Source organism: Nocardia sp. NPDC059691, from assembly GCF_042733915.1.
GTDB lineage: Bacteria > Actinomycetota > Actinomycetes > Mycobacteriales > Mycobacteriaceae > Nocardia > Nocardia sichangensis.
The window spans coordinates 177,122-203,168 of sequence record NZ_JBHWFB010000003.1 but is presented as its reverse complement, the minus strand read 5'-3'; the positions used below and the strand labels follow the sequence as shown (position 1 = coordinate 203,168).

Sequence of the window (26,047 nt, the reverse complement as noted above, 5' to 3'; positions counted from 1 at the left end):
GCCACCGCGCCGGCCTTCCTGTTGTCGCCGCGGCTGGCGAATCGGCTGATCGGCCGATTGCGGCGATTGCGCTCGGAGATCTCGGCGCCGGCCGAGATCCGGTTGCGCACCGCTGACCGCACTACCCGGTGGCAGGTCCGAGTTCGGTGGGCTGGTCCAGTTTCCGCGTAGGAGGCGCGCTCGCGACCCGATGGGAGCGGAAGACGCGGGAGAGCCCGATCAGGGCCACGGCGAACAGCAGCGGGATCACGAATCCCACGCGGTGACCGACGCTCGCCGCGATCGCGCCGACCACACCGCCGCCGAGCAGTGTCCCCGCGTAGTTGAACAGGTTGAGACGCGCGATCAGTGCGTCGAGCTCCCGTCCGGTCGCGAGTTGCCCAGCCGCGCTGAAGCACAGCGGCGCGATCACGGGCAGGCCCGCGCCCGCGACGAGGAACCCGGCGATCGCGACCGCCGGACTCGGCGCGGCCACCACGAGAGCCAGACCGAGGACTCCGGTGCCCGCGGCGGCCCGCACCACAGGGCGCGGACCGAAACGGCGCACCAGCGAATCCCCGGCGATCCGGGAGACCAACGACGTGCCTTGATACGCGGCGAAGGCGAGCGCCGCCGTCGCCGAACCGGCGAGCAGGTCATCGGTCAGGTACAAAGCCGACCAGTTGCCCACCGCGAGGTCGACCGCGAAGACGAACGCCATCGCGATCCCGAACCCGACATACGCGCGCAGCGCGACGGTGGGACCGGACGCGGCGGTCTCGACGGGACTCGTCTCCGCGTCCCGCACGCCGAGCAGTCCTCGTCCGAGCGCCCAGCCGAGCAGCAGCACGATCGCGGCGGCCGCGAGCAGCGATTCGCGCAGCGTCACCTCCAGCGCCTCGCACCCGGATACGAACAATGCCCCGGCTATCGTTCCGGCGCTCCACGCGGCGTAGAACGACGACAGGATGAACGTCCCGTAGCCGTGCTGGATGAACACGGCCTGCATGTTGGTGCTCGCGTCGACGATGCCGACCGCGATCCCGTAGCAGCCGAGTGCGGCCACCAGCAGCGGCGTGTTCGGCGCGAACGCCGCCGCCGATCCGGTGACGGCCACGAGCAGCAGCCCGATCCGCACCGCCGCGCGGCTGGACCAGCGCAGCGCCAGCCGCTCCGCGAGGACGCTGCCGCCGCCCGCCAGCAACGAGATCAGCACCACCGAGACGGCGATCACGCCGTCCGACAGCCCGAAACGCTCCTTCTGCTGCGGCAACTCGGTCAGCACGACGGCGAGGAAGAAGCCCTGTGCGCCGAACGCGAACGAGTTCGCGATCCGGGCACGCCGCAGGACGGGCGCGATCGAACTCATTGGCGCAGGGTAGCCGGACCCTGACGACGACGCGCGCCAGGCCGGGCCGCGACGAGGGGCAACGCTGATCACAGGATGGTCCGGTCGCGCGGCCTGGCCGAGATCCGTGATCGGTGTCACCATCGAAGGGCCGCAACGATACTCACGAATCAGGGGGAACCGATCGGATGAGAGAGCTGCCCGCGGATTTCTTTCGCACGCCGCATGCCTTCTACCAGCAGTTGCGCGCCGAGGGGCCGGTGCATCAGGTCCGGTTGCGCACCGGTGTGCGCGCCTGGCTTGTGGTCGACTACGACGCTGCCAAGGAGGTGCTGCGCCATCCCGACGTCCACAAGGACCCGCACGCTCCGAGGGGCGCCGAGGCGCGGCGATCAGCCGCAGGTGGCAGCGGCGTCACGGCGGTCAACCCGCGCCTGAGCCTGCATCTGCTCAATTCCGACCCGCCGCGGCACTCGCGGCTGCGCAAACTCGTCACACCGGCGTTCGCGCCCGCGCGGATGGAGGCCCTCGCACCGCGGATCGTGGCGATCGCGGACGATCTGCTCGACGCGATCGATCGTGCGACGGGCGCCGGTCCGGTCGACCTGCTCGCGGAGTACGCGTTTCCGCTGCCGATCACGGTGATCTGCGAACTGCTCGGCGTGCCGGTCGAGGACCGCGCGCGCTTCCGGGAGTGGTCGGCGGCCGTGGTCGACACACCCATGTCCACGCCGGAGGGCATCCGTGCCGCGACCGACGCCATCGTCGACTACTTCGACGACCTGGTCGCCCGGCGGCGCGCGGAGGGCTTGGGTGAGGATCTGATCTCCCAGCTGCTGCTCGCCACCGAGGAAGGGGACCGGCTCAGTCACGACGAGCTGATCTCCATGGCCTTCCTGATCCTGGTCGCGGGCCACGAGACCACGGTGAACCTGATCGGTAACTCCGTGCTGGAACTGCTCGCCGATCCCGCCCGCTACCTGGCCCTTCGCGACGACCCGGCGGGCGTCACACCGCTGGTGGAGGAAACGCTGCGCCACAACGGCCCGGTCAACGTGGCGACCCTGCGTTACACCACCGCGCCGATCCACCTGGCCGGCGGCGTCATCCCGGAAGGGGAGCTGGTGCTGGTCTCGGTGGCGTCGGCCAACCGTGACGAACGACACTTCGCCTCGCCCGCGGCGTTCGACCCGGACCGCGGCACGAACGGGCACCTGGCCTTCGGCCACGGTATCCACTATTGCCTCGGAGCGGCGCTGGCCAGGCTGGAGGCCCGCATCGCGCTGACCCGGCTGGTGCGGCGCTATCCGCAGCTGCGGCCCGCCGTCGACGATGCGGACCTGCGGTGGCGGGAGAGCATTCTGATCCGTGGGCTGCTCGAGCTTCCGGTGGTCCCGGTGGGTACGCCCGTAGTGCGCTGAAGAGCGGATTCGGTCGACCGACTTTGCTGTGCGCCGCTGGCGACGTAATCTCTCGCGCATGACAAGCGGAAGCCGCATCGGGATCGTCGGTGCGGGTATCGCAGGTCTTGCCTGCGCGAAAGTGCTGAAACAGGCGGGTTTTCCGGTCGAGGTTTTCGACCGTGCACCCGATGTCGGTGGTGTGTGGAGCGCGACCCGGCGATACCCGGGACTGCAGACGCAGAACTCCAAAGACACATATCACTTCTCCGACTTCCCCATGCCTGCCGACTACCCGCGCGTCCTCGACGGGCAGCACATGCAGGCCTATCTGGCCGCCTACGCCGAGCACTTCGGGCTGACCGAGCACCTGCGGTTGGGCACCGAGGTGGTCGCCGCCGATCCGGTGGACAGCGGCTGGTTGCTGGAGATTCGCGATTCGAGCGGCATCCATCGCGCCTCGTGCGATCACCTGGTCATCGCCAACGGTGTTTTCAGCGAACCCGCGATGCCGGAGTACCGCGGCGCCGACTGGTTCCGCGCGGCGGGCGGGCGCTTGTGCCACTCCTCGGAGTTCACCGATCTGGAGTCGGTGCGCGGCAAGTCGGTCGTCGTGGTCGGCTACGGCAAGTCCGCCTGTGACATCGCCACCGCGGTGAGCGAGGTGGCGGCGTCCACCTCGGTGGTGGCCCGGCGGCTGTTCTGGAAGATGCCGCGCAAGCTGGCGCGGGTGATCGACTACGAGCGGTTGATGCTGACCCGCTTCGGCGAGGCGCACTTCCACTACCTGCGGCCCCGCTGGATGGACCGGTTCCTCGACGGCCCCGGCGAATCGGTACGGATCAGCAATTTCGATCTGATCCAGGAACTGGTCACCAAGCACTCGCAGCTGCGTGAACTCGGTCTGGTGCCCGAGGGGCGGTTCGAGCAGATCGCCGAGAGCACCGTCAGCCTGGTGAGCGAAGGCTTTTACGAGCAGGTCGCCAACGGACGTATCACGGTGCACCGGGACACCACGATCACCGAGATGGGCGGTGGCCCGAAGGCGGCGCCCGGGATCCGGCTGTCCACCGGGCAGGTGCTGCAGGCGGACGTCGTGATCTGCGCGACCGGCTTCCAGCAGCGCGTGCCGTTCCTCACGCCGTACATTCAGCGCAGGCTGACCGATGAGCACGGCAATTTCCGCCTGCACCGTCAGATCCTGCCGTTGGAGGTCCCGAATCTGACCTTCGCCGGCTACAACTCCTCGGTGATCAGCACGCTGAACGCCGAGGTCGCCGCGCACTGGACCGCCGCGCTGCTCAACGGCGGGCTCGTCCTGCCGCCCGCCGAGAAACTCGACGAGGAGATCGACGCCCGGCTGCGCTGGATGGAGGAACGCACGCACGGCCACCACGCGCACGGCACCGCGGTCGTCCCGTTCTCCATCCAGAACATCGACGAGATGCTCGCCGACCTGAAGTTCCGCCTGCCGCTGCACACGCGCGTGGCGCAGGTGTTCCGCCGGATCAAGCCCGAGTCCTACCGCGGACTGGCCAACCGTCGCAAGCCGGGGCCAGGGCCGATGGCACGCCCGGCGGCGCCGATCGAGGCGGAGCTGCTTCCGTACGAGGGCGACAGCGGCCGGGTCAGCCACTAGAACATCGGGGCGGACCCGGGTAGCGCCGGTCCACCCGGTCAGCGAGTTCTCCGATCGGTCCGGGCCGCGGGGTGGGCGACCGCGTGCGCACACTTGCATCGACTGCCGAACCGGCGGCTGTCATGCGGCAAATCGTGCCGGGCCATCCGATGGCCGATCGGTCTGCGGTGCTGCTTTCTGGGTCCGGCGTGCTCGACCAAGACTGTCGCGCCGCCGCCCAGCTGGCCTGTGCGGGGCGTATCCCCAGCTCACCGGCCAGCCGGATGCTCGCAACGGTGCCGTGCCCGCGGCGGCGGCCCGCTCGATCACGGACGGTTCCGCCTCCGACTGTCCAGTGGAACCGCTCGGTTCGGACTCGCCGCGAGTTATCGCGCGCGCAATACCGGGGGGCGTTGTTTGCGTTGGCGATAATCCAAGGGTGGAAGCGCTGGACATGAATCTCCTCGTGGCCCTCGACGCACTGCTGGACACCAACAGCGTCACCTTGGCCGCGGAGCGCCTACACACCTCGCCGCCCGCGATGAGCCGGACGCTGGCCAGATTGCGCGACGTACTGGGCGACCCGCTGCTCGTGCGTGCCGGTCGCAACCTGGTGCCGACGCCGCGCGCACTGGAATTGCGTTACGAGGTCAGCACGCTGGTCGAGCAGGGCCGCGCACTGCTGACGCCGCGCGACGACCTCGACCCGGCCGCGCTGCGCCGGACGTTCGCGATACAGGCGGGCGACATGGTGCTCACCGAACTGGCCGGGCCCCTGCTGTCCGCGGTGCGCGCCCAAGCGCCGGGCGTGACGCTGCGCTTCCTGCCGGAGATCGCCGAGGGCACCGGGGCGTTGCGGGATGGACGCGTCGACTTGGAGGTCGGCGTGATCGACCACACCGACCCCGAGACCACTGTGCGCAGAGTGCTCACCGACCGGGTGATCGGAGTCGCCGCCACCGACCATCCGCTGGTCACCGATCGCGTCACCGTCGCCGCGTACGCCGCCGCGCCGCACCTGAGCATTTCGCGCACCGGCCGTTCGCACGGCCCGATCGACGACCGCCTCGCCCTGCACGGCCGCACCCGGCGGGTGGTGGCCACCGTGCCCACGCTGACCAGCGCGCTGTTCGCGGTGCGCGGCAGCGACCTGGTCTGCCCCGCGCCCGCCCTGCTGAGCGCCGCTACCCTACCCGCGATCGGATTGAGCGCGTTCGAGATACCCCTGCCGTTGCCCGAAGTCGCCATCGGGATGGCCTGGCATCCGCGCAACACCGCCGACGGGGGGCATCGCTGGCTGCGCGATCTCGTCCAGCAGATCCTGTTGCGTTCGTTCGCGGCGGCGCGTCCGCCGAAGCGGCGCCGCGTCAAGGCCCTTCAGGACATCGGGGGCGGGCTGGATAGCCGGTAGTCGGCCGGTCGGCGCTGCGCGTCGGTGCGGTCGGACTGATAGCCATTCGTCGTCGACTCGCCCGGCGCAGGCCCGAAGAGGTCGGAGCGGCCCAGCGGAGCCGCCGCCGTGCGCTTGAGTTCGTCCAGCATGGCTTGCAGCTTGTCCACGTGCGTGTTCTCGACCGGGGTGCGGTCGTCGTCGCCGGCGCGGTGCGCTCCGGTGAGTCCCGGGGTGCCGGGGGCTGTGCCGTTCTCCGAGCCGTTGTGCGTCGTGCTCGGGGCGGACGCGACGATGCTCTCGTACGCGGCGTTCGCACCGGGGGAGTACGAGGTGGCGGGTTCGCGCGAGGCGATGAACGCCTCCTGCTGTCCCGTGCTCGGGTCGCGCGGTGTCGGCGCGGTGAAAGGCGATACGGGCTCCCGTTGGACCGGAGTGGTGAAAGCCGGCTCACGGGACGGCGGGGCGGTGAAGCTCGCCGCCGGGTCGCGGGGCGTGGTGAAGTTCTGCCCGGACGTGGCGTTCGTATCGAGCGCGGTCGGCGTGGGCTCGCGCGGCGGTGTGAAACTCGTCTGCGCAGCGGAACTCGGTTCGACCGCCGCGTGCACCGGCTCTCGCGGCGTGCGCTGCGGGCGCGCACCGTTCGTGGCACCGGCCGGCTCGCGGGAATCGCTCTTCTGCGCAGTGGCTTCGGCGCCGCCGTGCTGCGGTCCGCGCGCGTTCGATCGTCCCGCGGCTGCCCGGGGAAGCGGGCGTTGCGCAGTTCGCTGGTCCTCCTGCGCTGGGTCGTCACCGGATTCCAGGCGCTCCACCCTGGCATCGAGACTCGAGATGTCCTGTCCGGCGCGGAAAGCCCACGCCTCGAGCTCGGCCAACCGCCCCTCGACGGTCGGTTCGCTCACCACGGTCTGCGCACCGTCGATCCGGGCCGCCACCGCGTCGAGCTTCTCGCTGACCTCTCGGAGAGCCGATGCGATACTCGCCAACATCGCGCCGACCGACTCGCCGGTCTGCTGACCGTGCTCCATCCAGTACCCACTTCCCCGTATCGGCCCAGCTCGCACTCGGCCGGACGATTCTATCCGCCCAGTTGGACATCCGCGGCTCGCGAAAGATTCGGCGGTGCACCGCCGATTCAAGACCTGATCGAAGCAGCCTAGGCCCCCGGAATCAGCCCCCTGCAGGCGGATTACGCGGCGACCCGGTTTGTCCGGAAACGGGCCGACGCATCTGATCGGTCATTATCCGCCCGAAGCGTGTCCTGCGCGAGTTCACGCCCAGGGGTGGCTGCGCGAAGGCCGTGCCGGTTGCCGGGGGGCCAGGGTTGCGAGCGGCCGGGCGCGTCGTGGGATGGCGGCAACTGTCAATTCAGCGTTCCCGCAGTGGCCGATGCCGTCCCGTGGCATGATGAAAGCCCTTGTGCCGCAGAGTACAACGCAGATCTCGTCGGCAGGCCACGTGTGTGGCACACCCGAGCGCGGGGTGAACGGGGCTGGCGAGGTAGCCGAGTCTGACGCACTCTTGATCTATGGCGTAGGTCGCCGGGCCTGCGGTGGTTTGTGCAGGGGAGTGGTCGCGTGAGAACGAAGCAGCGGGCGGAGATCGCCTGCGGGCGCCGAGCGATGCTCGCCGAGTTGGGTATCGGAGAGGCTTCCGGCCGTATCCGTGGATCGAAGACCGGTTACGCCTGCGGGTGCCCGGAATGTGCCGCCGCCCAGTGGGATATGCGGCGGCTCAAATACTGGTTGTGCGGCAGGCTGCTCGCCTACGGAGCCGACGAGGCCGAAGTGGATCAGCGCATCGGGACCTTGCCGGTGGACGTGTACTGGCGCAAGGGCGACCGGATATACGCGATCGAGGTGCGCAGCGGTCCGCTGGAGCGTGGACTCGCTCAGGAGCACACCGAACGGCTGCGCGCCGAGGGTTGTACGGACGTGTTGTGGCTGTGCCCACCCGGCTACTGGGTGCCGTACCTGCACGCCCTGGGCATCGCGGACTTCGCGCCCGCCGCCTGTGATTATCGCGCGGTCACCGGCGTGCTCGACACCGAGCACGCGATGGCGGCGCCGCGGCGTGAGCCGGTCGAGCTGCGCGAGTTCATCGAGGGCTGGGTGAGCGGCGAGTATGTCTGGGGCCATCGGGACGAGAGGACAGGAGGCTGGGCGACCGTGACCGACTGGGAGTACCACACGAAGACGCAGGCCACGGTCATCGCCCGGCAGCGCCAGGAGCTGGTCAACCAGCGCACGTCGCTGGCGGTGGCCCGGAAAGCCTTGCGCGACAAGCAGAAACATCTGCTGAAGATGACCACGCGACTGGAGCGCGCGGAGCAGGCCGCGCAGGAACGGGCCGACGCGCTCGCCGCCGCTCAGCGCACGATCGCCGATCACGACCGGCTCGACAAGGCCCTGCGCAACACGATCGCCAAGCTCGAGGTGACCATCGGCCGCTGGCAGCTGATCACCATCTGCGCGATGCTGCTGATCGTCACTTTCCTGGCGGGGGCGATGGTGGTGCGCTGAGCCGGAAGGGCGCCCGGTCCCACCGCCATTCGTGGCGCAGCACCAGCGCGAGGAAGTCCAGCAGTTCCAGGCCGGTCTTCGCGCGCACCTCGCGGAGCGCGGCCCAGTGCACGGGGCCGCGCTCGACGAGGTCGCGCAGCATCCGCTCACCCGCGGCGTCGACAGGGCGGGCGCGCAGGTCCGGGACGCCGATGCGGCTGCCGGTCCAGACCAGCCAGCCCCAGCCGTTGGCGTGCGCGTATGCCCGAGCGGCGGCGGATTTCACGACGTTCACGTGGAAGCCGACATGGCCCAGCGGCGTGACGTCGATCAGTACGGTGCGGCCGTCGGTGAGCCGCGCGACGATACTCGGATAGTGCACCCGCTCCGCGCCGTCGAGTTCGTAGACGACCGCCGCGGGCTGCTCCAGGAAGGTCTCGACGAGATCGCCGGCGTTGAGGATCCGCAGCAGCCTGGCCTCGAGACCGGAGTCGAACGGCACGTCGCGACCGACCTTGTCCAGATAGAAGCGCCCTCGGCCGTCGTCGTCGCTGTCCACGGTGCGCGCGGACGAGGTCGGGATCGCGGCCGCGGTGCCTGCGTGGGGCCAGTCGACCTGCCCCAACCAGGTATTCAGCTGACTCGTGGCGCGCGGCTCGGCGTCGTGTAGCTTCGCCAGGCGCCGGTTGGTCTTCTTCTGCCACGCCGCGATGCGCTGGGTGACGAATCCGGCGATTCGCTTGGCGTCCTCGGCGGCGTGCCCGGCCAGCCGGAGTTTGAGATACGACAGCTCGGTCGCGGCGATATCGGTGTCGGTCGCGTACGTCTCCACCAGCAGCGCGCGTGTGAGTTGCCGGTCCATGGCGTCGAGGGGGTAGCGCGCGGACAGGACCGCGGCGGCGCGATGTCCGGAAAGCTGTGCCATCCGGATCATCTGCCCGACCGCTTTGGTGTGCAGTTGCCGCACCCGGTCGCGGGAAAGGTCGTAACGAGCGCCGATCCGGGCCAGTGTCTCGGGCTTCTCGCCACCGACTCCCAGCCGAGCCGTCAGCAGGTCGCCGTCCTTGGCCTTCTGGTCGGCGCGCAGCGCGATCAGCTCCCCGAGCACCTCGTTGACCTCTTCGAGTTCGAACGAGATGTCGTCGCGCAGGTCGAGTGACCCGGGATCGTCGTCATCCGGCGCCGCGCCTTGCGCGACCTCCGCGCTGATCGTCACGCGACAACCCCCTGACTCGGCTCCGGCACTGTGCGCCACAGCGTATCCCCACCCACCGACACGCGGCCCCATCTCTCGAGCACCGGGATGATGGCCAGTCTCGTTCGGGCAGTGGCGCTTGCGCAGCGCTATTCGTGCGGAGTGTCGGTTCCGCTGTCGGGAAAGAATCGCCGTCAGGTTTCGGCACCTGAGCCGACCGTGGCAATGACGGAGACGCTGAGACGGAATCCGCCGGCTCGGGCCGTGACGCAGCCGATGTGGACGTCACCGCAGGTGAGGTCGGCGCGGGCGGCGGTGCCGGGACATTATGGGTAGCCGACTACCTGTTCCTGAGCCGGACCACGACGAATGGCCAATGGAGGCTCGATCCGCGTACGGGGGCACAAACAAAATCAGACCCGGTGAAAACCGGGTCTGACCTCGTGAGACGGTGGTGCGCGATACTGGGATTGAACCAGTGACCTCTTCCGTGTCAGGGAAGCGCTCTCCCGCTGAGCTAATCGCGCGAGGTGGAGACGGGAATCGAACCCGTGTGCACGGCTTTGCAGGCCGTTGCCTCACCACTCGGCCACTCCACCGCGCAAAGGGGGACGGCGTAATGTTGCCTGGCCCTACCTCTCGAGCGGATGACGGGATTCGAACCCGCGACCCTCACCTTGGCAAGGTGATGCGCTACCAGCTGCGCTACATCCGCATTCTGCCTCCCCGGGGCTCGTTTCCGGCCTCCGTGGTGCGAGACAGAACATTAGCGGACGCTCGGTGAAAGGTACAAATCCGCTGGTAGAACGGCGGAAATCGGGAAAGTGGCGAGCTGTGACGTGGGTGGCGCATGTGGTGGATGGGGGAGCCGAGGCGCGCGGTAGTCCTCTCGATGGTCGAGGCACATCGAATCGGCCATCGAACCTGGTTCGGTCGCCACCGGGCATGCCCGCCGGCGCGGGCCGCGCGCGGGCGGCGACTCCCCGCCGAACCATCCCTGTCCGGATGGCGATTTGGTGAACCGCCGGTGGCGCGTGCTAATGTTTCGTCTCGTCCGGAGGGCATCTCGAGCCGCCGGAAACCCGTCAGGTCTCATAGCTCAGCGGGAGAGCGTCCGCCTCACACGCGGAAGGTCGCTGGTTCGATCCCAGCTGGGACCACTTCATTCCCCCCGATGTCCATGCTGGTCGGGGGGATTTTTCATATGTGGTCGGGGTTGCATACCCGGTGCGGGGTGGTTCGGGCCGTCGCTGTTCGTACTCATTTGTTGCATTGTGACCTGAGTCACATTATGGTAGCGGTTGCCGTCAGCGGGAGCGGAAACCTTTTCACGCGCTTTGCGAACTCTTTACTATCATCTCGATCGCTGCGTCGCGGGTCGCGCTTCCCTCGACCGGTGGAACGGCCCGAGCTTCGCCCGCCGCTCGCTTTCGATGCCAAGAACATGTTTGACCGATGAACCGGGGCCACCCCGGCGAAGGAGAAAATATGTCCACCGACACCGATTCCGCACCACGGACGTCGCCGCGCGCACACCTCGCCGGTTACCTGACCAGCGTCGGCCGTGCCGATCTACCTGCCTCGATCGTGGTCTTCCTGGTCGCGCTTCCCCTTTCACTCGGCGTGGCGGTAGCCTCCGGCGCTCCGGTGGCGGCAGGCCTCATCGCAGCCGTCGTCGGCGGTGTGGTGGCCGGATTGCTGGGCGGTTCCGCGATCCAGGTGAGCGGGCCCACCGCGAGCCTCACCGTGGTCGTCGCCGAGAGTGTGCACCAATTCGGCTGGGCGGCAACGTGCTTCATCACCGTCGGAGCGGGTGTGCTGCAGATCCTGTTCGGGCTGAGTCGGGTCGCGCGCGCCGCGCTGGCCATCGCCCCGGTGGTCGTGCACGGCATGCTGGCGGGCATCGGCGTGGTGATCGCGCTGCAACAGGTGCACGTGCTGCTCGGGGGCAGCTCGCTGAGTTCGTCGTTCGCCGCGCTGGTGGGGTTACCGCGGCAGCTGTTGTCGGTGCGCACCGGCGACCTGTGCGTCGGCCTGGTCGTCATCGGCATCCTGGTCGCTTGGCGCTTCGCGCCACGGCGGGTGCGGCTGCTCCCCGGACCGCTCGTCGCCGTGGTCACCGCCACGTTGCTGGCGCTCGTCCTGCCCACGCGGGTCGAGCACCTCGTGCTGAACGAGTCGTTACTGGAGTCCCTTGGTCTGCCCGCCGTCCCCTCCGGCGGCCCGGCGGCCGTCGCCTCGACCATGATCACGATCGCGCTCATCGCCAGCGTCGAAAGCCTGCTGTCGGCCGTCGCGGTGGACAAGATGCGGCCTGGTCACCGCACCGATTTCGACCGGGAGCTGATCGGGCAGGGATCGGCCAACGTCGTCTCCGGCCTCCTCGGCGGCCTGCCGATCGCGGCCGTCATCGTGCGCAGCATCACCAACGCGAACACAGGCGCCCGCAGCAGGGCGGCGACCGTGCTGCACGGAGTCTGGATCCTGCTGTTCGCGGTGGCCCTGGTCGGCCTCGTGCGGCAGATCCCGACCGCCGCGCTGGCCGGACTGCTCATCTTCGTCGGCGCGCAGCTGATCAAGCTGGCGCACATCCGGCTGGCCAGGCGGGCCGGTGAAATGTACGTCTACCTGGCGACGGTGCTGGGTGTGGTGTTCCTGAATCTCTTGCAGGGCATGCTGATCGGTCTGGTGCTCGCGTTCGCGCTGCTGCTGTGGCGGGTAGTGCGCGTGCTGATCGTCGCGGCTCCCGTACCCGGCTCGCGCCGATGGGTGGTCGCGATCGACGGCACGTGCACCTTCCTGGCCTTGCCGAAGCTCACCGCGGAACTGGCGAAGGTCCCGGCCGACGCCGAGGTGACCGTCGAGATGGCCGTCGACTTCCTGGACCACGCTACGCACGAGTTCCTCACCGAATGGGCTCGCGAGCACGAAACACACGGTAGTGCAGTGGAATTCGTCGAACTCGGCGGCGAAAGGATGGCAACCGCCTTGGCCGGACCGCCCGAGCGCGGGCACTTCAGGCAGGTCGTCGACCAGGTCATCGGACCGTGGCGGCGCACGGGCGACCGGGAGGACCGCATCGCGGCGGGCATAGCCGCCTATCACCGCGGCCACGCCCACCTGCTGCGTCCGCACCTGGACAAGTTGCGCCATAGGCATGACGCCGACTCGTTCTTCCTCACCTGTGCGGACGCCAGGATCGTGCCGAACGTCATCACCAACAGCGGCCCTGGCGACCTGTTCACCGTGCGCAACGTAGGCAACCTGGTGCCTACGCGCGGTGGGGACGTCTCCGTGGAGGCGGCGCTGATCTACGCGTTGGAGCGGCTGGAAGTGCGCGCGGTCGTGGTCTGCGGTCACTCCGGCTGCGGTGCCATGGAGGCGCTGCATCGCGAGGTCCGCGCCGGGGCGGGGCTCGGCGACTGGCTGGCGCACGCGCGGCCGAGCCTGGAGCGCTACCGGCTGGGGCATCCGGTCGCCGCCGCGGCGGCCGTCGCGGGCTTCGGCCCGGTGGATCAGCTGGGCATGGTGAACGTCGCCGTGCAGCTGGAGACGCTGCACGCGCACCCGGTCGTGCGCCGGGGGATCGAGGAGCGGGGCGTGGCGGTGTCGGGATTGTTCTTCGACCTCGCCACGGCCCGGGTGATCGAGGTCATGGCCGACGGCATCGCGGAGTTCGGCGACGAGCGGCGCGATATCGCGGCGGAACCCGTCTGACCAGGCGTTGTGCGATGGATCATGCTGATGGACGACGACCGGACAGTGGGGAATCGCACACAATCGGCGAACTTCTCAGGCTTTGCTAAGTCTTTACCAATAGACTTGCACTCGTTTACATCTCGACTCATCGCTGTGTCGGGACTGCTTCACCGCGAGATGCCGGTTCGCGGTCTTGTGCCCTGCTGGACATGTTGATCGTCAACCGACCTCGGCGAAACAGCCGAGTCGGCGAAGGAGAGTCATGGCTATCGATCACGATTTGGCCCCGCCACCGTCGAAGCCCGCACCGGCGGGTTCGAGCCGCAGTTCCGGACCGCTGTCCGATCGCTTCACCGAGATCCTGCGCCACGACGTGCCCGCATCGATCGTGGTTTTCCTTGTCGCGCTGCCGCTTTCGCTCGGCATCGCGATCGCCTCCGGAGCCCCCGTCGCCGCCGGGCTCATCGCCGCCGTGATCGGCGGTATCGTCGCCGCAAGCCTCGGTGGTTCGGTCCTCCAGGTGAGCGGCCCCGCCGCGGGCCTCACCGTCGTGGTCGCCGAGACGATCAATCAATTCGGTTGGCGCACGACGTGTTTCATCGTCTTCGCCGCCGGTGTGCTGCAAATCCTGCTCGGCCTGAGCCGCGTGGCCAGGGCGGCGCTCGCCGTGGCGCCCGTGGTGGTGCACGCGATGCTCGCCGGTATCGGCATCACCATCGCGCTGCAGCAGATCCATGTGCTGCTGGGCGGTTCCTCGCACAGCTCGGCCTGGCGGAACATCGTCGAGCTGCCCGGGCAGTTGCTGTCCGCGCACGGGGGTGGCGCGCTGATCGGCGTGGTCGTGATCGCGATCATGCTCGGCTGGAAGTACCTGCCCGCCAGGGTGCGCGTCGTGCCGGGTCCGCTGGTCGCGGTGCTCGTGGGTACGGCGTTGTCGCTGGTGCTTCCGCTCGACGCGGTGCGCATCGTGCTGAACGGCTCGCTGTTCGACGCCATCGGCCTGCCCGCGCTGCCCCGCGGCGACTGGTCGGGCCTGGCGCTGGCAGTCGTCACCATCGCGTTGATAGCCAGCGTGGAGAGCCTGCTGTCCGCGGTGGCCGTGGACAAGATGCACTCGCGCAAGCGCACCGACTTCGACCGGGAACTGATCGGCCAGGGCTCGGCGAACGTGCTGTCCGGTCTGCTCGGCGGCCTGCCGGTCACCGGCGTGATCGTGCGTAGCGCCACCAACGTGCAGGCGGGGGCGCACAGCCGCGCCTCCGCGATCCTGCACGGGGTCTGGGTGCTGGTGTTCTCGGTGGCCCTGGTCTCCGTGGTGGAGCAGATCCCGAAGGCCGCGCTGGCCGGTCTGCTCATCGTGATCGGCATCCAACTGGTGAAGCTGGCCCACATCAAACTGGCGCGGCGCACCGGCGACCTGCTGGTATACGCCGTGACGGTGCTGGGCGTGGTGTTCGCGAACCTGCTCGAGGGCGTGCTGATCGGTCTGGGCCTGGCCTTCGGCCTGCTGCTGTGGCGGGTGGTGCGCGTGGCGATCGAGGCCCGACAGGTACCCGGCACGCAGCGCTGGCTGGTGACCATCGACGGATCGGCCACCTTCCTCGCGCTGCCGAAACTGTCGGCGCAATTCGCGAAGATCCCTCCGGGAGCCGACGTCACGGTGGAGATGACCGTCGACTTCCTCGATCACGCGGCGTTCGAGGCCATCGAGGAATTCGCCCGCCAGCAGGTGAACCACGGCGGCAACGTCGATTTCGTGGAGATCGGCGGCGCCAGGATGGCCCACGCCGCGGCGCAGCCGCCCGCACGCAGCTTCGCCCGCTCGGTCTGGGACGACATCCTCGGCCCTTGGCGGCGCGACGAGCGGCACGAGAATCCGGTCGCGGCGGGTGTGGCGGCCTTCCACCGCAGCCACGCGCACGTCGTCCGGCCGCATCTGGACGAGTTGCGCGACACGCAGGACCCGGATTCGTTCTTCCTGACCTGCTCGGACTCGCGGATCGTGCCGAACATCATCACCAACAGCGGGCCGGGCGATCTGTTCACGGTGCGTAACGTGGGCAACCTGGCGCCCGCCGAGGGTGACGCGTCGGTGGAGGCCGCGCTGGTGTTCGCGCTCGAGCAGCTGAACGTCCGCTCGATCGTGGTCTGCGGGCATTCCTCGTGCGGTGCGATGAAGGCGTTGCACGCCGGGGCCCAGGTCCCCGGCGTGGACGCCTGGCTCGCCCATGCGCGACCGAGCCTGGAGCGGTTCCACGCGGGCCACCCGGTGGCGAGTGCGGCGCGGGAGGCCGGTTTCGGCGAGGTCGATCAGCTGGCGATGGTGAACGTCGCGGTGCAGCTCGAGTTGCTGCACCGGCACCCAGCGGTGCGCAAGGCGGTCGCCGAGCGCGGCGTCAAGGTGTCGGGCCTGTTCTTCGACATCGCCAGTGCCCGGGTGGTCGAGGTGACCGAGAACGGGATCGCGCACATCGATGACGCGGGCCATCAGCCCGCTCCCGAACTCGTCTGATCGGACGGGGATGGGTGATCCCGCCCGGGCGGCCTGCCGGGCGGGGTCACCGTGTCCGGGCGAGTGGGATCGCGATTCGCTGTGCCGGACCCTCGTACCCTGGGAAATGTGACGGCAGACCTCGAAACGAGCTCGGACGATCGGCCGACCCGCTGGCGCGCCTTCCGCGCCGGGCTCGAACGACGACCTACGCTGTACCTCGGCTACCGGATCGTGGTCGCGGTGGTCGGTGTAGCCGTGCTCGCGGCCGGTGTGCTCGCGATTCCCTATCCCGGTCCCGGCTGGGCGATCGTGTTCGCCGGGCTGGGCATCCTCGCCACCGAATTCGCTTGGGCGCACCGGGTCTTGACCTGGCTGCGGGACCGGTATCGGCAGTTGATGGACTGGTACTCCCGGCAAGGTCTGGCCGTGCAGGTGGCCGGGGCGGTCGGCACCGCCGCGCTGGTCGTGGCGACGCTGTGGGTATTGGGAACCTTCGGGCTTGTGGGTAGTTGGATCGGAGTCGAATGGGAATGGCTGCGCAGCCCCCTGTAACGGTGTCCACCGTTCCGGGGCGCATGCTCACCCAACCGGAATGGCTGGCCGCGCGTATCGCGGAGATGGGCCATTCCTGGGGGACCACGTCGCTGCGTATCGCGGGCACGCTGTGGTGGTGCATGGCCGCGTCCGCGCTGGTGGAGCAGATCGCGCGGGCGTACGCGCACGACGCGGACGCCCCCGAGGCCGCGCTGGACCGCCTGGAGTGCGAAGTGCGCCCCGACGGCGGCGTCGAACGGGTGCGCATCCCGGTGGACGGCGCCCGGGCTTCCGGTAGCGCATCGGCGCTGCGCGAGACGCTGGCGACCGTCATCCCGCCGGTCGCCCGGGTGTCGAGCGCAGGCGTCCCCGCGTTGTGGGCGATCGTGGCCGACGCGATCGGCAACCGCGCACTGGATGCCGGGTCGCCGGACGCGGGCGCACGGCTGGCCGCCGAGGTCGGCGGCAAACTTCCGGTTCCGCGTTTCGTCGAGATCGGCGGACGCACCTTCGTGCGGCGCATCTCCTGCTGCCTGGTGTTCGAGGTCCCCGGCTGCGAGATGTGCACCAGCTGCCCGAAACGTTCTGCCGCCGAACGCATCGCACTGCTCGCGGACCTGGCCGCCGAGGGCTGACCATCCGGCGCGCGACAACTCGACGGGAACGCCGGGAACTCCGGCGTCACCCGGAGAGAGACCCGAACGCAAATCTCGCGCCACCCGACCGCTACGGCCCAAAACCCGGAGGGGCGGGCCGAAGCGGCGGGACAGTAGCATGGTCGCGCCGGGCGAACTTGCGATCGGCCACCATCCAGCGGGACCCCGCCCGCGCACGAGAAACGCCAAGGAGAGCGCAGCCGTGACCACCTCAGCCGCCATCAGCCCAGTCGCCCTCGTCCGGGTGCCGGCCGGGACGACGGCGGGCGCCGCGGTGCGCGAGGCCGGACTGTCCACCAAGGGGCCGGAGACCGTCGTCGTCGTCCGGCTGGACGGCGAACTCAAGGATCTGTCCTGGACCCCGGACGAGGACGTCGACGTGGAGCCGGTCGCGGCGAACACCCCCGACGGCCGCAACGTCATCCGGCACTCCGCCGCGCATGTGCTCGCCCAAGCGGTGCAGCAGGAATTCCCCGAGGCCAAGCTGGGCATCGGTCCCTACATCAAGGACGGGTTCTACTACGACTTCCGGGTCGAGCGGCCGTTCACCCCGGAGGATCTGGCCAAGCTGGAATCCCGGATGAAGAAGATCGTCAAGGGCGCGCAGCGTTTCTCCCGCCGGGTGGTCGAGGTCGACGAGGCCAGGGTCGAACTGGCCGGTGAGCCGTTCAAACTGGAGCTGATCAGCGACAAGTCCGGGATCGATGATCCGGAGGTCATGGAGGTCGGCGGCAAAGAGCTGACCATCTACGACAATCTGGATCCGCGCACCGGCGAGAAGATCTGGGGCGATCTGTGCCGCGGCCCGCACATCCCGACCACCAAGTTCATCCCGGCCTTCAAACTGACCCGCAGCTCGGCCGCCTACTGGCGCGGTGACCAGAGCCGGGAGGACCTGCAGCGCGTCTACGGCACCGCGTGGGAGTCCCAGGAGGCGCTCGACGAGCACCTGCACCTGCTCGCCGAGGCGGAGCGCCGCGATCACCGCAAGCTCGGCCTGGAGCTGGACCTGTTCAGCTTCCCCGACGAGCTCGGTTCCGGTCTCCCGGTGTTCCACCCCAAGGGCGGCATCATCCGCAAGGAGCTGGAGGAGTACTCGCGCCGCAGGCACGTCGCGGCGGGCTACGAGTTCGTCAACACCCCGCACATCACCAAGGGCCACCTGTTCGAGGTCTCCGGCCACCTGGACTGGTACCGCGACGGCATGTTCCCTGCGATGCACCTGGACGCCGAGCTCAACGAGGACGGCACGGTCCGCAAGCCCGGCCAGGACTACTACGTCAAGCCGATGAACTGCCCGATGCACAACCTGATCTTCCGCGCCCGCGGCCGGTCGTATCGGGAGCTGCCGCTGCGGCTGTTCGAGTTCGGCTCGGTCTACCGCTACGAGAAGTCCGGCGTGGTGCACGGCCTGACCCGGGTGCGCGGCATGACTCAGGACGACGCGCACATCTACTGCACCAAAGAGCAGATGCACAGCGAACTGACCGACACGCTGCGGTTCGTGCTGGATCTGCTGAAGGACTACGGCCTCGACGACTTCTACCTCGAGCTGTCCACCAAGGACCCGAAGAAGTTCGTCGGTTCCGACGAGATCTGGGAGGAGGCCACCGAGACCTTGTCCAAGGTCGCCTCGGCCTCCGGTCTCGAGCTGGTGCCCGATCCCGGCGGCGCCGCCTTCTACGGCCCGAAGATCTCCGTGCAGGCCAAGGACGCGCTGGGGCGCACCTGGCAGATGTCGACCATCCAGCTCGACTTCAACCTGCCCGAGCGCTTCGACCTGGAGTACACCGCGTCGGACGGCACCAAGCAGCGGCCGGTCATGATCCACCGCGCGCTGTTCGGGTCGATCGAGCGCTTCTTCGGTGTGCTCACCGAGCACTACGCGGGCGCGTTCCCGGCCTGGCTGTCTCCGGTGCAGGTCGTCGGCATCCCGGTCGCGGATACCTTTGCCCCGCACCTGGATCGGGTGATCGAACGGTTGCAGGACGAGGGCATCCGGGCACAGGTGGACCGCAGCGACGACCGGATGCAGAAGAAGATCTTCAACAACACCGCCCAGAAGGTGCCGTTCATGCTGCTCGCCGGTGAGCGCGACGTGAACGCGAACGCCGTGAGCTTCCGCTTCCGCGACGGTACCCAGGTCAACGGCGTGCCGGTCGACGACGCGGTGGCCACCATCGTCGCGTGGATCGCCCACCGGGAGAACGCGTCGCCGACGGCCGAGGGTTTCGAAATCCGATCAGCGAACAAGGGTGGGGCATGACCGAGCGGACGGTGCCGGAGGGGCTCGCGGATCTGGACGGGACCGCGACCTCGGCCGAGCCGGGAAGCATCGTGGACACCGGCGCCGGCGAACCGGATCGGCTGCAGCGCCTGTGGACGCCGTATCGCATGTCCTACATCGCGGAGGCGGCCACCCCTCCCAAGGATTCGACCGGCCACCCCTTCACCGACATCCCGAAGATGTCCGACGAGGACGGATTGGTCGTCGCCAGGGGCGAGTTGGTGTACGCCGTGCTGAACCTGTACCCGTACAACCCGGGACACATGATGGTGGTGCCGTACCGCAAGGTGGCGAACCTGGAGGATCTCACCGAGGCGGAGAGCGCCGAGTTGATGGCCTTCACCCAGCAGGCGATCCGGGTGATGAAGAAGGTGTCCCGGCCGCACGGCTTCAACGTGGGGCTGAATCTCGGCGGGGTGGCCGGTGGGTCGCTGGCCGACCACCTGCACCAGCACATCGTCCCGCGCTGGGGTGGCGACGCGAACTTCATCACGGTCATCGGCGGGGCGAAGGTGATGCCGCAACTGCTGCGGGAGACCAGGGCGCTGCTGTCGGCGGCCTGGAAGGAGGCCTAGATGAGCGACCGGGCGGGTCGGCCGTGCTGAGTTTCTTCGGCCGCGAGACGTTCGCCAAGGCGACTGCTCCACTGGGCCGCGCGCTGGTCGGCACCGGACTGACGCCGGACGCGATGACGCTGATCGGCACCACCGCCTCCATCGTCGCCGCGGTCACGCTCTTCCCGACCGGACACCTGTTCTGGGGAACCATGGTGATCTGGTTGTTCGTCATGTTCGACATGCTCGACGGGGCGATGGCGCGGGCACGCGGCGGCGGCACGAAGTACGGCGCGGTGCTGGACGCCACCTGTGACCGGCTGGCCGACGGGGCCATCTTCGGCGGGCTGGCCTGGTGGGCGGTCTTCCACGAGCAGCACAAGCCGTTGTTCGCCGCGACGCTGGTCGTCTTGGTGACCTCTCAGGTGATCTCTTATGCGAAGGCACGCGCCGAGGCCAGTGGGCTGTCCGCGGACGGCGGCCTCATCGAGCGGCCGGACCGGCTGATCATCGTGCTGGTGGGAGCCGGATTCACCGGCATCGGGGGCTACTGGGGGATCGAATGGCTGACCTACGCGGTGCACGTGGCCATGTGGATCCTCGCCGTGCTCAGCATCGTCACCGTTGTTCAGCGGGTGCTGGCCGTACGCAACTCGCCGGGAGCGCGCACCGTGATCCCGACCGGGCAGTCGCAGCGCCCTGGCGCGGGCACCGCCGGCACGTCGGGGCTTCCGACGTGACCTCACCCGATGCCGGGCGCGAACCGATCGACGGTGGCGTCCGGGTATCCGTCACGATGAATTGCGGACCTGCGGCTCGGGAGCTCGGATGACGATCGGGGAACAGCTCGGCGCCGCCGGATACGCGGCGGGGTGGCGATTGGTGCGTGCGCTGCCGGAGCCGACTGCACGACGATTGTTCGAGTGGGGCGCCGACCGGGTTGCCCGTCGCGCCAATCGGGAATTCCACGCGGGCGGCGAGCCGAACCAGTTGCGGCGCAATCTGGCGCGCGTGCTCGGTGTGCTTCCCGCCGACGTGCCGGACGAACTGATCGTCGCCAGCATGCGGTCCTACGCGCGGTACTGGCGGGAGGCGTTCCGGCTGCCCACGATGGACCATGCCGCGATCGACTATGACGTCGGCGGGTTGGAGCATCTGGATGCCGCAATCGCGAAGGGCCGAGGCGTGCTCTTGGTGCTGCCGCATTCCGGCAACTGGGACATTGCGGGCGTCTGGCTGGTCCAGCACTACGGCGGCCCCACCACCGTGGCCGAGCGGCTGAAGCCGGAGTCGCTGTTCGAGCGGTTCGTCGCTTATCGGGAGAGCCTCGGCTTCGAGGTGATCCCGCTGACCGGCGGTGAGCAGCCGCCGTTCGGTCTGCTGGCGGCCCGACTGCGACAGAACAAGATCGTGTGCCTGCTGGGCGAACGCGACCTCACCGGCAAGGGCGTGCCCGTGCAGTTCTTCGGTGAGCGCACCTGGATGCCGGCGGGTGCGGCGAAACTGGCGATCGAGACCGGCGCGGCATTGCTGCCGGTGCACGCCTGGTTCGAGGTAGACGCCGATGGCCGAGAGGACTGGGGACTGAAAGTCGAAGCGCCGCTGAATGTTTCCGATGGCGTGGCGGCGGCCACCCAGGCGTTGGCGGAAACTTTCGCGGCGAATATCGCCGAGCACCCCGCGGATTGGCACATGCTGCAACCATTGTGGGAGAGCGATCTCTCGCCGCAGCGGCGTGCCAGGATCGCCACCGCGCAGGCGAGCATCAATGCCGAACAGGGGGACGTATCGCCATGAAGATCGGCATGGTCTGCCCCTATTCGTTCGACGTCCCCGGTGGGGTGCAGGCGCATGTGGTCGAACTGGCGCGAGTGTTCATCGAACGCGGGCACAAGGTGAGCGTCCTGGCGCCCGCGTCCGAGGGCACCCCGCTGCCGGAGTTCGTGGTGTCGGCGGGGCGCGCCGTGGCCATCCCGTACAACGGGTCGGTGGCGCGGCTGTCGTTCGGGCCCATGGCCTACACCAGGATCCGCCGGTGGATCGAGGGCAACGACTTCGACGTGCTGCACATCCACGAGCCGAACGCGCCGAGCCTGTCCATGCTCGCGCTGAAGATCGCCGAGGGTCCGATCGTGGCGACCTTCCACACCTCTACGACGAAATCGCTGGTGCTGAGCACTTTTCAGGGTGTGCTGCGGCCGTATCACGAGAAGATCTCCGGTCGTATCGCGGTGTCCGAGCTCGCGCGCCGCTGGCAGGTCGAGGCGCTCGGCTCGGACGCGGTGGAGATCCCCAACGGCGTCGACGTCCCTGCGTTCGCGCGCGCGCCGATGTTGCCTGGTTATCCGCGCCCCGGCGGGACGGTGCTGTTCCTGGGGCGCTACGACGAGCCGCGCAAGGGGATGGAGGTCCTGCTCGGCGCGCTGCCCGAGCTGGTGCGCAAACATCCCGACGTCGAGATCCTGATCGTCGGCCGCGGCGACGAGGACCGGTTGCGTCGGGAAGCGGGCGACCTGTCCGGCCACTTGCGTTTCCTCGGCCAGGTGTCCGACGAGGAGAAGGCTTCCGCGATGCGGAGCGCGGACGTGTACGTGGCGCCCAACCTGGGCGGCGAGAGCTTCGGCATCATCCTGATCGAGGCGATGGCGGCGGGCACCGCGGTCGTGGCCAGTGAATTGGACGCTTTCCGCCGGGTACTGCGGGACGGTTCGGCGGGCATGCTGGTCCCGGTCGGCGACTCGGCGGCGCTGGCCACCGCGCTGCATGCCGTACTCACCGATGAGGTGCGCAGGGAGGGGCTCGTGCACACCGCGACCCAGGTCGTCGGCGAGTACGACTGGCCGGTGGTGGCCGAACAGATCCTGCGCGTCTACGAGACGGTGACCGTGGGCGACACGAGAGTGCGGGCCGCAGGATGATCACCTTCTCCGCGACGACCGTTCTCGTCCTCGCGCTGATCGCGGCGGTCGTCGTCGCCATCGGTCTGTGGGCGTACTCCACCGCCAACCGGCTCGACCGGCTGCACGTCCGCTCGGATCAGTCCTGGCAGGCGCTCGACGCGGCGCTGGCCCGCCGGGCGGTGGTGGCCAGGTCGGTCGCCATGGCGATCGCGGGTCCGGTGTCCGATCCGGCTCTGTCGGAGCAGGCCGGACAACTGGCAGCGCTGGCGGACCGGGCCGAGCGCGCCGGGCGCGCCGAGCGCGAGACCGTGGAGAACCAATTGTCCACCGCGCTGTCGGCGGTCGACATCGGCACGCTGCGCCCGCAACTCGTCGCCGAACTGGCCGACGCCGAGGCCAGGGTGCTGATCGCACGCCGCTTCCACAACGACGCCGTACGCGACACGCTGGCGCTGCGCACGCGCCGACCGGTCCGCGTCCTGCACCTGGGGGGTACCGCGCCGCTGCCGTCCTACTTCGAGATCACCGAGCGCGCTACCCCGGCCGCGTCCACCGGCCTCGCGGTGGACACCATCCGCACCACCGCGCGGGTGGTGCTGTTCGACGAGAACGACCGGACTCTGCTGATGCGCGGCAACGATCCGAAGACGCCGCAGGTGTCGTTCTGGTTCACCGTCGGCGGCGGCGTGGAGCCGGGGGAGAGCCTGCGCGCGGCGGCGGTACGGGAACTGTACGAGGAGACCGGATATCGCGGGGATCCGGCCGCCCTGCGCGGTCCGATCTGGAGGCGGGTAGCGGTATTCCCCTTCAACGGGGAGCTGATCCGGAGCGAGGAGTTGTTCTTCGCCCTGCGGGTGCGTGGTTTCGACCCGCAACCGGCGAACCTGACCGCGATCGAACGCCGCTCCATCACCGGGCACCGATGGTGCACCGCCGCCGACATCGTCACGCTGGACCGCTCCGGCGAAACCGTCTACCCGTATCACCTGGACGAACTGCTGGCCGAAGCAGCTCAGGCCGCGTCGGGCACCGGCGATCCGGAGGTCCGCTCCATCCGCTGACCGGCCACGGAAGACGTGTGATGTGTTTCACGATCGTGATAGCGTCGCGATGATCCAGGGCGCCGAAGGGTACTGCTGTCGGGGACGCATGTGCTTTCGGTGTCGTGGTCCCGCTGACGGCGGGGCTGTTCCTGTTCGGTTGTGGAGGTAGTTGGTTCATGTCGTACCTGCTGTTCGATTTCCTGTTGCCGCTGATCGGTCCCGCGGCCGCGGAGTACTGGGCGCAGTTGCTGGTGGTCGGTCCGCTGTGATCGTGCGCCCGGCGCGGACCGGGCAGGCCAGTGCGGCGCCGGGACGGCACCGCCGCCGATCCTTCCCGGCGTAAGGCGCCATTACCGAGATCACACCAGGCCAGTGCACTCCAACTGGCTATCAAGTGGCCTTTTGCGCCCACCTAGAATCGTGGCGTTCGTATGCGAGTGATCGATTTGGCGCACATGCCTGGAGGAGTTTGCCGTGACCACCCCCGAGACCACCCAGACCGTCGGTACCGCCCGCGTGAAGCGCGGCATGGCCGAGATGCTCAAGGGTGGGGTGATCATGGATGTCGTCACGCCGGAGCAGGCCAAGATCGCCGAGGACGCCGGTGCGGTCGCGGTGATGGCGCTGGAACGCGTCCCCGCCGACATCCGTGCCCAGGGCGGGGTCTCCCGGATGAGCGACCCGGACATGATCGACGGCATCATCAACGCGGTCTCCATCCCGGTCATGGCGAAGGCACGCATCGGCCACTTCGTCGAGGCGCAGATCCTGCAGAGCCTCGGTGTCGACTACATCGATGAGTCCGAGGTGCTCACCCCCGCGGACTACGCCAACCACATCGACAAGTGGAACTTCACCGTGCCGTTCGTCTGCGGCGCCACCAACCTCGGCGAGGCCTTGCGTCGAATCACCGAGGGCGCGGCCATGATTCGCTCCAAGGGCGAGGCCGGTACCGGTGACGTCTCCAACGCGACCACGCACATGCGCAAGATCCGCCAGGAGATCCGTCGCCTGTCGTCGCTGCCCGAGGACGAGTTGTTCGTCGCGGCCAAGGAGTTGCAGGCGCCCTACGAGCTGGTCCGTGAGATCGCCGAGACGGGCAAGCTGCCTGTCGTGCTGTTCACCGCGGGCGGCATCGCCACTCCCGCCGACGCCGCGATGATGATGCAGCTCGGGGCCGAGGGCGTGTTCGTGGGGTCGGGCATCTTCAAGTCCGGCAACCCGGCGCAGCGCGCCGCCGCCATCGTCAAGGCCACCACGTTCTACGACGACCCGGACGTGCTGGCGAAGGTGTCGCGCGGGCTCGGCGAGGCCATGGTCGGCATCAACGTCGAAGAGATCGCCCAGCCGCACCGCCTGGCCGAGCGCGGCTGGTGATCTCCGGCCGGTAGCGTCGGCCGCGTGGAGTTGCGGCAGCTGCGGTACTTCGTGGTCCTGGCGGAGGAATTGCACTTCCGCCGGGCCGCGGAGCGATTGTTCATCTCGACGCCGACGCTCAGTCAGCAGATCAAGGTGCTGGAGCGGGAGCTGGGCGGCCCCTTGCTGGTCCGGGAGCCGCGGGTGGAGCTGACGGCCGCGGGCGCGGTGCTGCTGCGCTCCGGTAGGAACGTGCTGCGCGCGATGGATGAGGCGATGCGCGAGACCAGGCGCGCTGCCGCCGCCGGTGCCCCGGTGCTGCGTCTCGGGCTGTTGAACGGCGTCCCGCCCTGGCTGCCCGCCCACATCGGCGGCCTGCTCACCGCCGCGCTGCCCGATGCCCGGATGGTGCTCACTGGTGGGACCACCGCCGATCAGGTGCGTTTTCTCGATGACGACGAAGTCGATCTCGCGTTGGTCCGCGCCCCGGTGGAGCTGCCCGAACGCTTCGCGCAACGTCCGGTGGCCCGCGAGGAGCTGGGCGTCGTGATGTCCGAGCGGCATCCGCTCGCCGGGGCGGCGGCGCCGCTGGACCCGGCCGAGCTCGATGGGCACGAGTTGATCTTGTTCTCTCGCGAATCCGCCGCGGGCCTGCATACTTCGCTGTTGCGTACGCTCGCCGACCACGGCGCGGCGGTACGGCTGAGCGACAGCGCGATGGGCCATGCGCAGATGCTGGCCGTGCTGCCGTCACGTCCCGACGTGATCGGGCTCAGCTCGTCGCGCGTAAACGGACTGGCCGGTCTGGTTTGGCGGCCGTTACGTGGCGCGCCCCTGCGGGTGACCTATGCGATAGCCTGGCGCGCGGCGGTGCGCGATCCGGCCGTCGCGGCGCTGCTCGCGGCACTGGCATCCGAACTGTCGCCGGAATGAGCCCGCCGGGACCGCTTCCGATGCTAGGTTCACTTCTTACGGCGGCCAGAAGGTCGTCTCATGGTTCTCACAATCACGCTCAGTAGCTTCGCCATTCGATGGCCGTCCCGGCCATATCGCGCCCTATCACCGTCGGATCGATCCGAGCGCAAAGGACGAA

20 protein-coding genes and 4 tRNA genes are annotated in these 26,047 nt (G+C 68.9%); 18 read left to right on the top strand and 6 right to left on the bottom strand.

Translation table 11 applies throughout. From position 1 onward, the window contains the following. Nucleotides 1-121: 121 nt before the first annotated feature. Nucleotides 122-1,348 carry an MFS transporter gene (locus ACFV2O_RS08070; protein ID WP_379251117.1) on the bottom strand — a complete coding sequence of 409 codons (1,227 nt, stop codon included), beginning with the start codon at nt 1,346-1,348 and terminating at the stop codon, nt 122-124. A 167-nt stretch (nt 1,349-1,515) separates the two neighbouring features. Here ACFV2O_RS08070 and ACFV2O_RS08065 point away from each other — a divergent pair, with 167 nt between their 5' ends. From ACFV2O_RS08065 to ACFV2O_RS08055, 3 genes are all read left to right on the top strand, one after another. Next, a complete protein-coding gene (locus ACFV2O_RS08065) occupies nt 1,516-2,748 on the top strand; it encodes a cytochrome P450 (RefSeq protein WP_379251115.1) in 1,233 nt (410 codons plus the stop codon). Nucleotides 2,749-2,806: 58 nt separating this feature from the next. Next, nucleotides 2,807-4,366 (top strand): flavin-containing monooxygenase, encoded by a 1,560-nt coding sequence (locus ACFV2O_RS08060; RefSeq protein WP_379251113.1) that lies wholly within the window; start codon nt 2,807-2,809, stop codon nt 4,364-4,366. 427 nt (nt 4,367-4,793) lie between these two features. After that, a complete protein-coding gene (locus tag ACFV2O_RS08055; RefSeq protein ID WP_379251561.1) occupies nt 4,794-5,756 on the top strand; it encodes a LysR family transcriptional regulator in 963 nt (320 codons plus the stop codon). On the opposite strand, the gene ACFV2O_RS08050 is transcribed toward ACFV2O_RS08055, so the two are convergent. After that, on the bottom strand, nt 5,723-6,763 hold the full coding sequence (locus ACFV2O_RS08050) for a hypothetical protein (protein WP_379251111.1): 1,041 nt from the start codon (nt 6,761-6,763) through the stop codon (nt 5,723-5,725). The genes ACFV2O_RS08055 and ACFV2O_RS08050 overlap by 34 nt on opposite strands. Nucleotides 6,764-7,312: 549 nt before the next feature. On the opposite strand from ACFV2O_RS08050, the gene ACFV2O_RS08045 reads away from it, so the two are divergent. Next, on the top strand, nt 7,313-8,257 hold the full coding sequence (locus tag ACFV2O_RS08045; protein WP_379251109.1) for a hypothetical protein: 945 nt from the start codon (nt 7,313-7,315) through the stop codon (nt 8,255-8,257). On the opposite strand, the gene ACFV2O_RS08040 is transcribed toward ACFV2O_RS08045, so the two are convergent. From ACFV2O_RS08040 to ACFV2O_RS08025, 4 genes are all read right to left on the bottom strand, one after another. Continuing rightward, entirely contained in the window at nt 8,223-9,452 is a 1,230-nt protein-coding gene (locus tag ACFV2O_RS08040) for a sigma factor-like helix-turn-helix DNA-binding protein (protein ID WP_379251107.1), read from the bottom strand. The two genes, ACFV2O_RS08045 and ACFV2O_RS08040, sit on opposite strands and share 35 nt — an antisense overlap. 431 nt (nt 9,453-9,883) lie before the next feature. Then, a tRNA-Val gene (locus ACFV2O_RS08035) sits at nt 9,884-9,958 on the bottom strand. Between the two features lies 1 nt (nt 9,959). Beyond that, nucleotides 9,960-10,030: transfer RNA gene (locus ACFV2O_RS08030), tRNA-Cys, on the bottom strand. 43 nt (nt 10,031-10,073) lie between these two features. Beyond that, a tRNA-Gly gene (locus ACFV2O_RS08025) sits at nt 10,074-10,146 on the bottom strand. Between the two features lie 373 nt (nt 10,147-10,519). Between ACFV2O_RS08025 and ACFV2O_RS08020 the strand changes: the two genes are divergently transcribed. The 14 genes from ACFV2O_RS08020 to ACFV2O_RS07955 all read left to right on the top strand — a co-directional run bounded on the left by ACFV2O_RS08020 (nt 10,520) and on the right by ACFV2O_RS07955 (nt 25,887). Further along, nucleotides 10,520-10,591, top strand: a tRNA-Val gene (locus ACFV2O_RS08020). A 328-nt stretch (nt 10,592-10,919) separates the two neighbouring features. Then, a complete protein-coding gene (locus tag ACFV2O_RS08015; protein ID WP_379251105.1) occupies nt 10,920-13,148 on the top strand; it encodes a SulP family inorganic anion transporter in 2,229 nt (742 codons plus the stop codon). Between the two features lie 244 nt (nt 13,149-13,392). Then, complete coding sequence (locus ACFV2O_RS08010) at nt 13,393-15,642, top strand: solute carrier family 23 protein (RefSeq protein WP_379251103.1); 2,250 nt, start codon at nt 13,393-13,395, stop codon at nt 15,640-15,642. 108 nt (nt 15,643-15,750) lie between these two features. Then, a complete protein-coding gene (locus ACFV2O_RS08005) occupies nt 15,751-16,176 on the top strand; it encodes a TIGR02611 family protein (RefSeq protein ID WP_355070436.1) in 426 nt (141 codons plus the stop codon). Nucleotides 16,177-16,178: 2 nt separating this feature from the next. Further along, complete coding sequence (locus ACFV2O_RS08000; RefSeq protein WP_379251101.1) at nt 16,179-16,793, top strand: (2Fe-2S)-binding protein; 615 nt, start codon at nt 16,179-16,181, stop codon at nt 16,791-16,793. A 223-nt stretch (nt 16,794-17,016) separates the two neighbouring features. Next, nucleotides 17,017-19,080: a threonine--tRNA ligase gene (gene thrS / locus ACFV2O_RS07995; protein ID WP_355070439.1), complete on the top strand. Its 2,064-nt coding sequence runs from the start codon at nt 17,017-17,019 to the stop codon at nt 19,078-19,080. Next, nucleotides 19,077-19,676 carry an HIT family protein gene (locus tag ACFV2O_RS07990; RefSeq protein WP_379251099.1) on the top strand — a complete coding sequence of 200 codons (600 nt, stop codon included), beginning with the start codon at nt 19,077-19,079 and terminating at the stop codon, nt 19,674-19,676. Before thrS ends, ACFV2O_RS07990 begins: the two co-directional genes overlap by 4 nt. Nucleotides 19,677-19,699: 23 nt before the next feature. Then, nucleotides 19,700-20,395 carry a phosphatidylinositol phosphate synthase gene (gene pgsA, locus ACFV2O_RS07985; RefSeq protein WP_379251097.1) on the top strand — a complete coding sequence of 232 codons (696 nt, stop codon included), beginning with the start codon at nt 19,700-19,702 and terminating at the stop codon, nt 20,393-20,395. A gap of 88 nt (nt 20,396-20,483) precedes the next feature. Then, complete coding sequence (locus ACFV2O_RS07980; protein ID WP_379251095.1) at nt 20,484-21,452, top strand: phosphatidylinositol mannoside acyltransferase; 969 nt, start codon at nt 20,484-20,486, stop codon at nt 21,450-21,452. Next, nucleotides 21,449-22,573, top strand: a complete 1,125-nt coding sequence (locus tag ACFV2O_RS07975; RefSeq protein WP_379251093.1) for a glycosyltransferase family 4 protein — start codon at nt 21,449-21,451, stop codon at nt 22,571-22,573. Before ACFV2O_RS07980 ends, ACFV2O_RS07975 begins: the two co-directional genes overlap by 4 nt. After that, nucleotides 22,573-23,616 (top strand): NUDIX domain-containing protein, encoded by a 1,044-nt coding sequence (locus tag ACFV2O_RS07970; protein WP_379251560.1) that lies wholly within the window; start codon nt 22,573-22,575, stop codon nt 23,614-23,616. Before ACFV2O_RS07975 ends, ACFV2O_RS07970 begins: the two co-directional genes overlap by 1 nt. A gap of 104 nt (nt 23,617-23,720) precedes the next feature. Then, a complete protein-coding gene (locus tag ACFV2O_RS07965; RefSeq protein ID WP_356961620.1) occupies nt 23,721-23,867 on the top strand; it encodes a hypothetical protein in 147 nt (48 codons plus the stop codon). Between the two features lie 205 nt (nt 23,868-24,072). Next, complete coding sequence (gene pdxS / locus ACFV2O_RS07960) at nt 24,073-24,975, top strand: pyridoxal 5'-phosphate synthase lyase subunit PdxS (protein WP_195042546.1); 903 nt, start codon at nt 24,073-24,075, stop codon at nt 24,973-24,975. 24 nt (nt 24,976-24,999) lie between these two features. Further along, nucleotides 25,000-25,887, top strand: coding sequence for a LysR family transcriptional regulator (locus ACFV2O_RS07955; RefSeq protein WP_379251090.1), 888 nt, complete (start codon nt 25,000-25,002; stop codon nt 25,885-25,887). Nucleotides 25,888-26,047 lie beyond the last annotated feature (160 nt).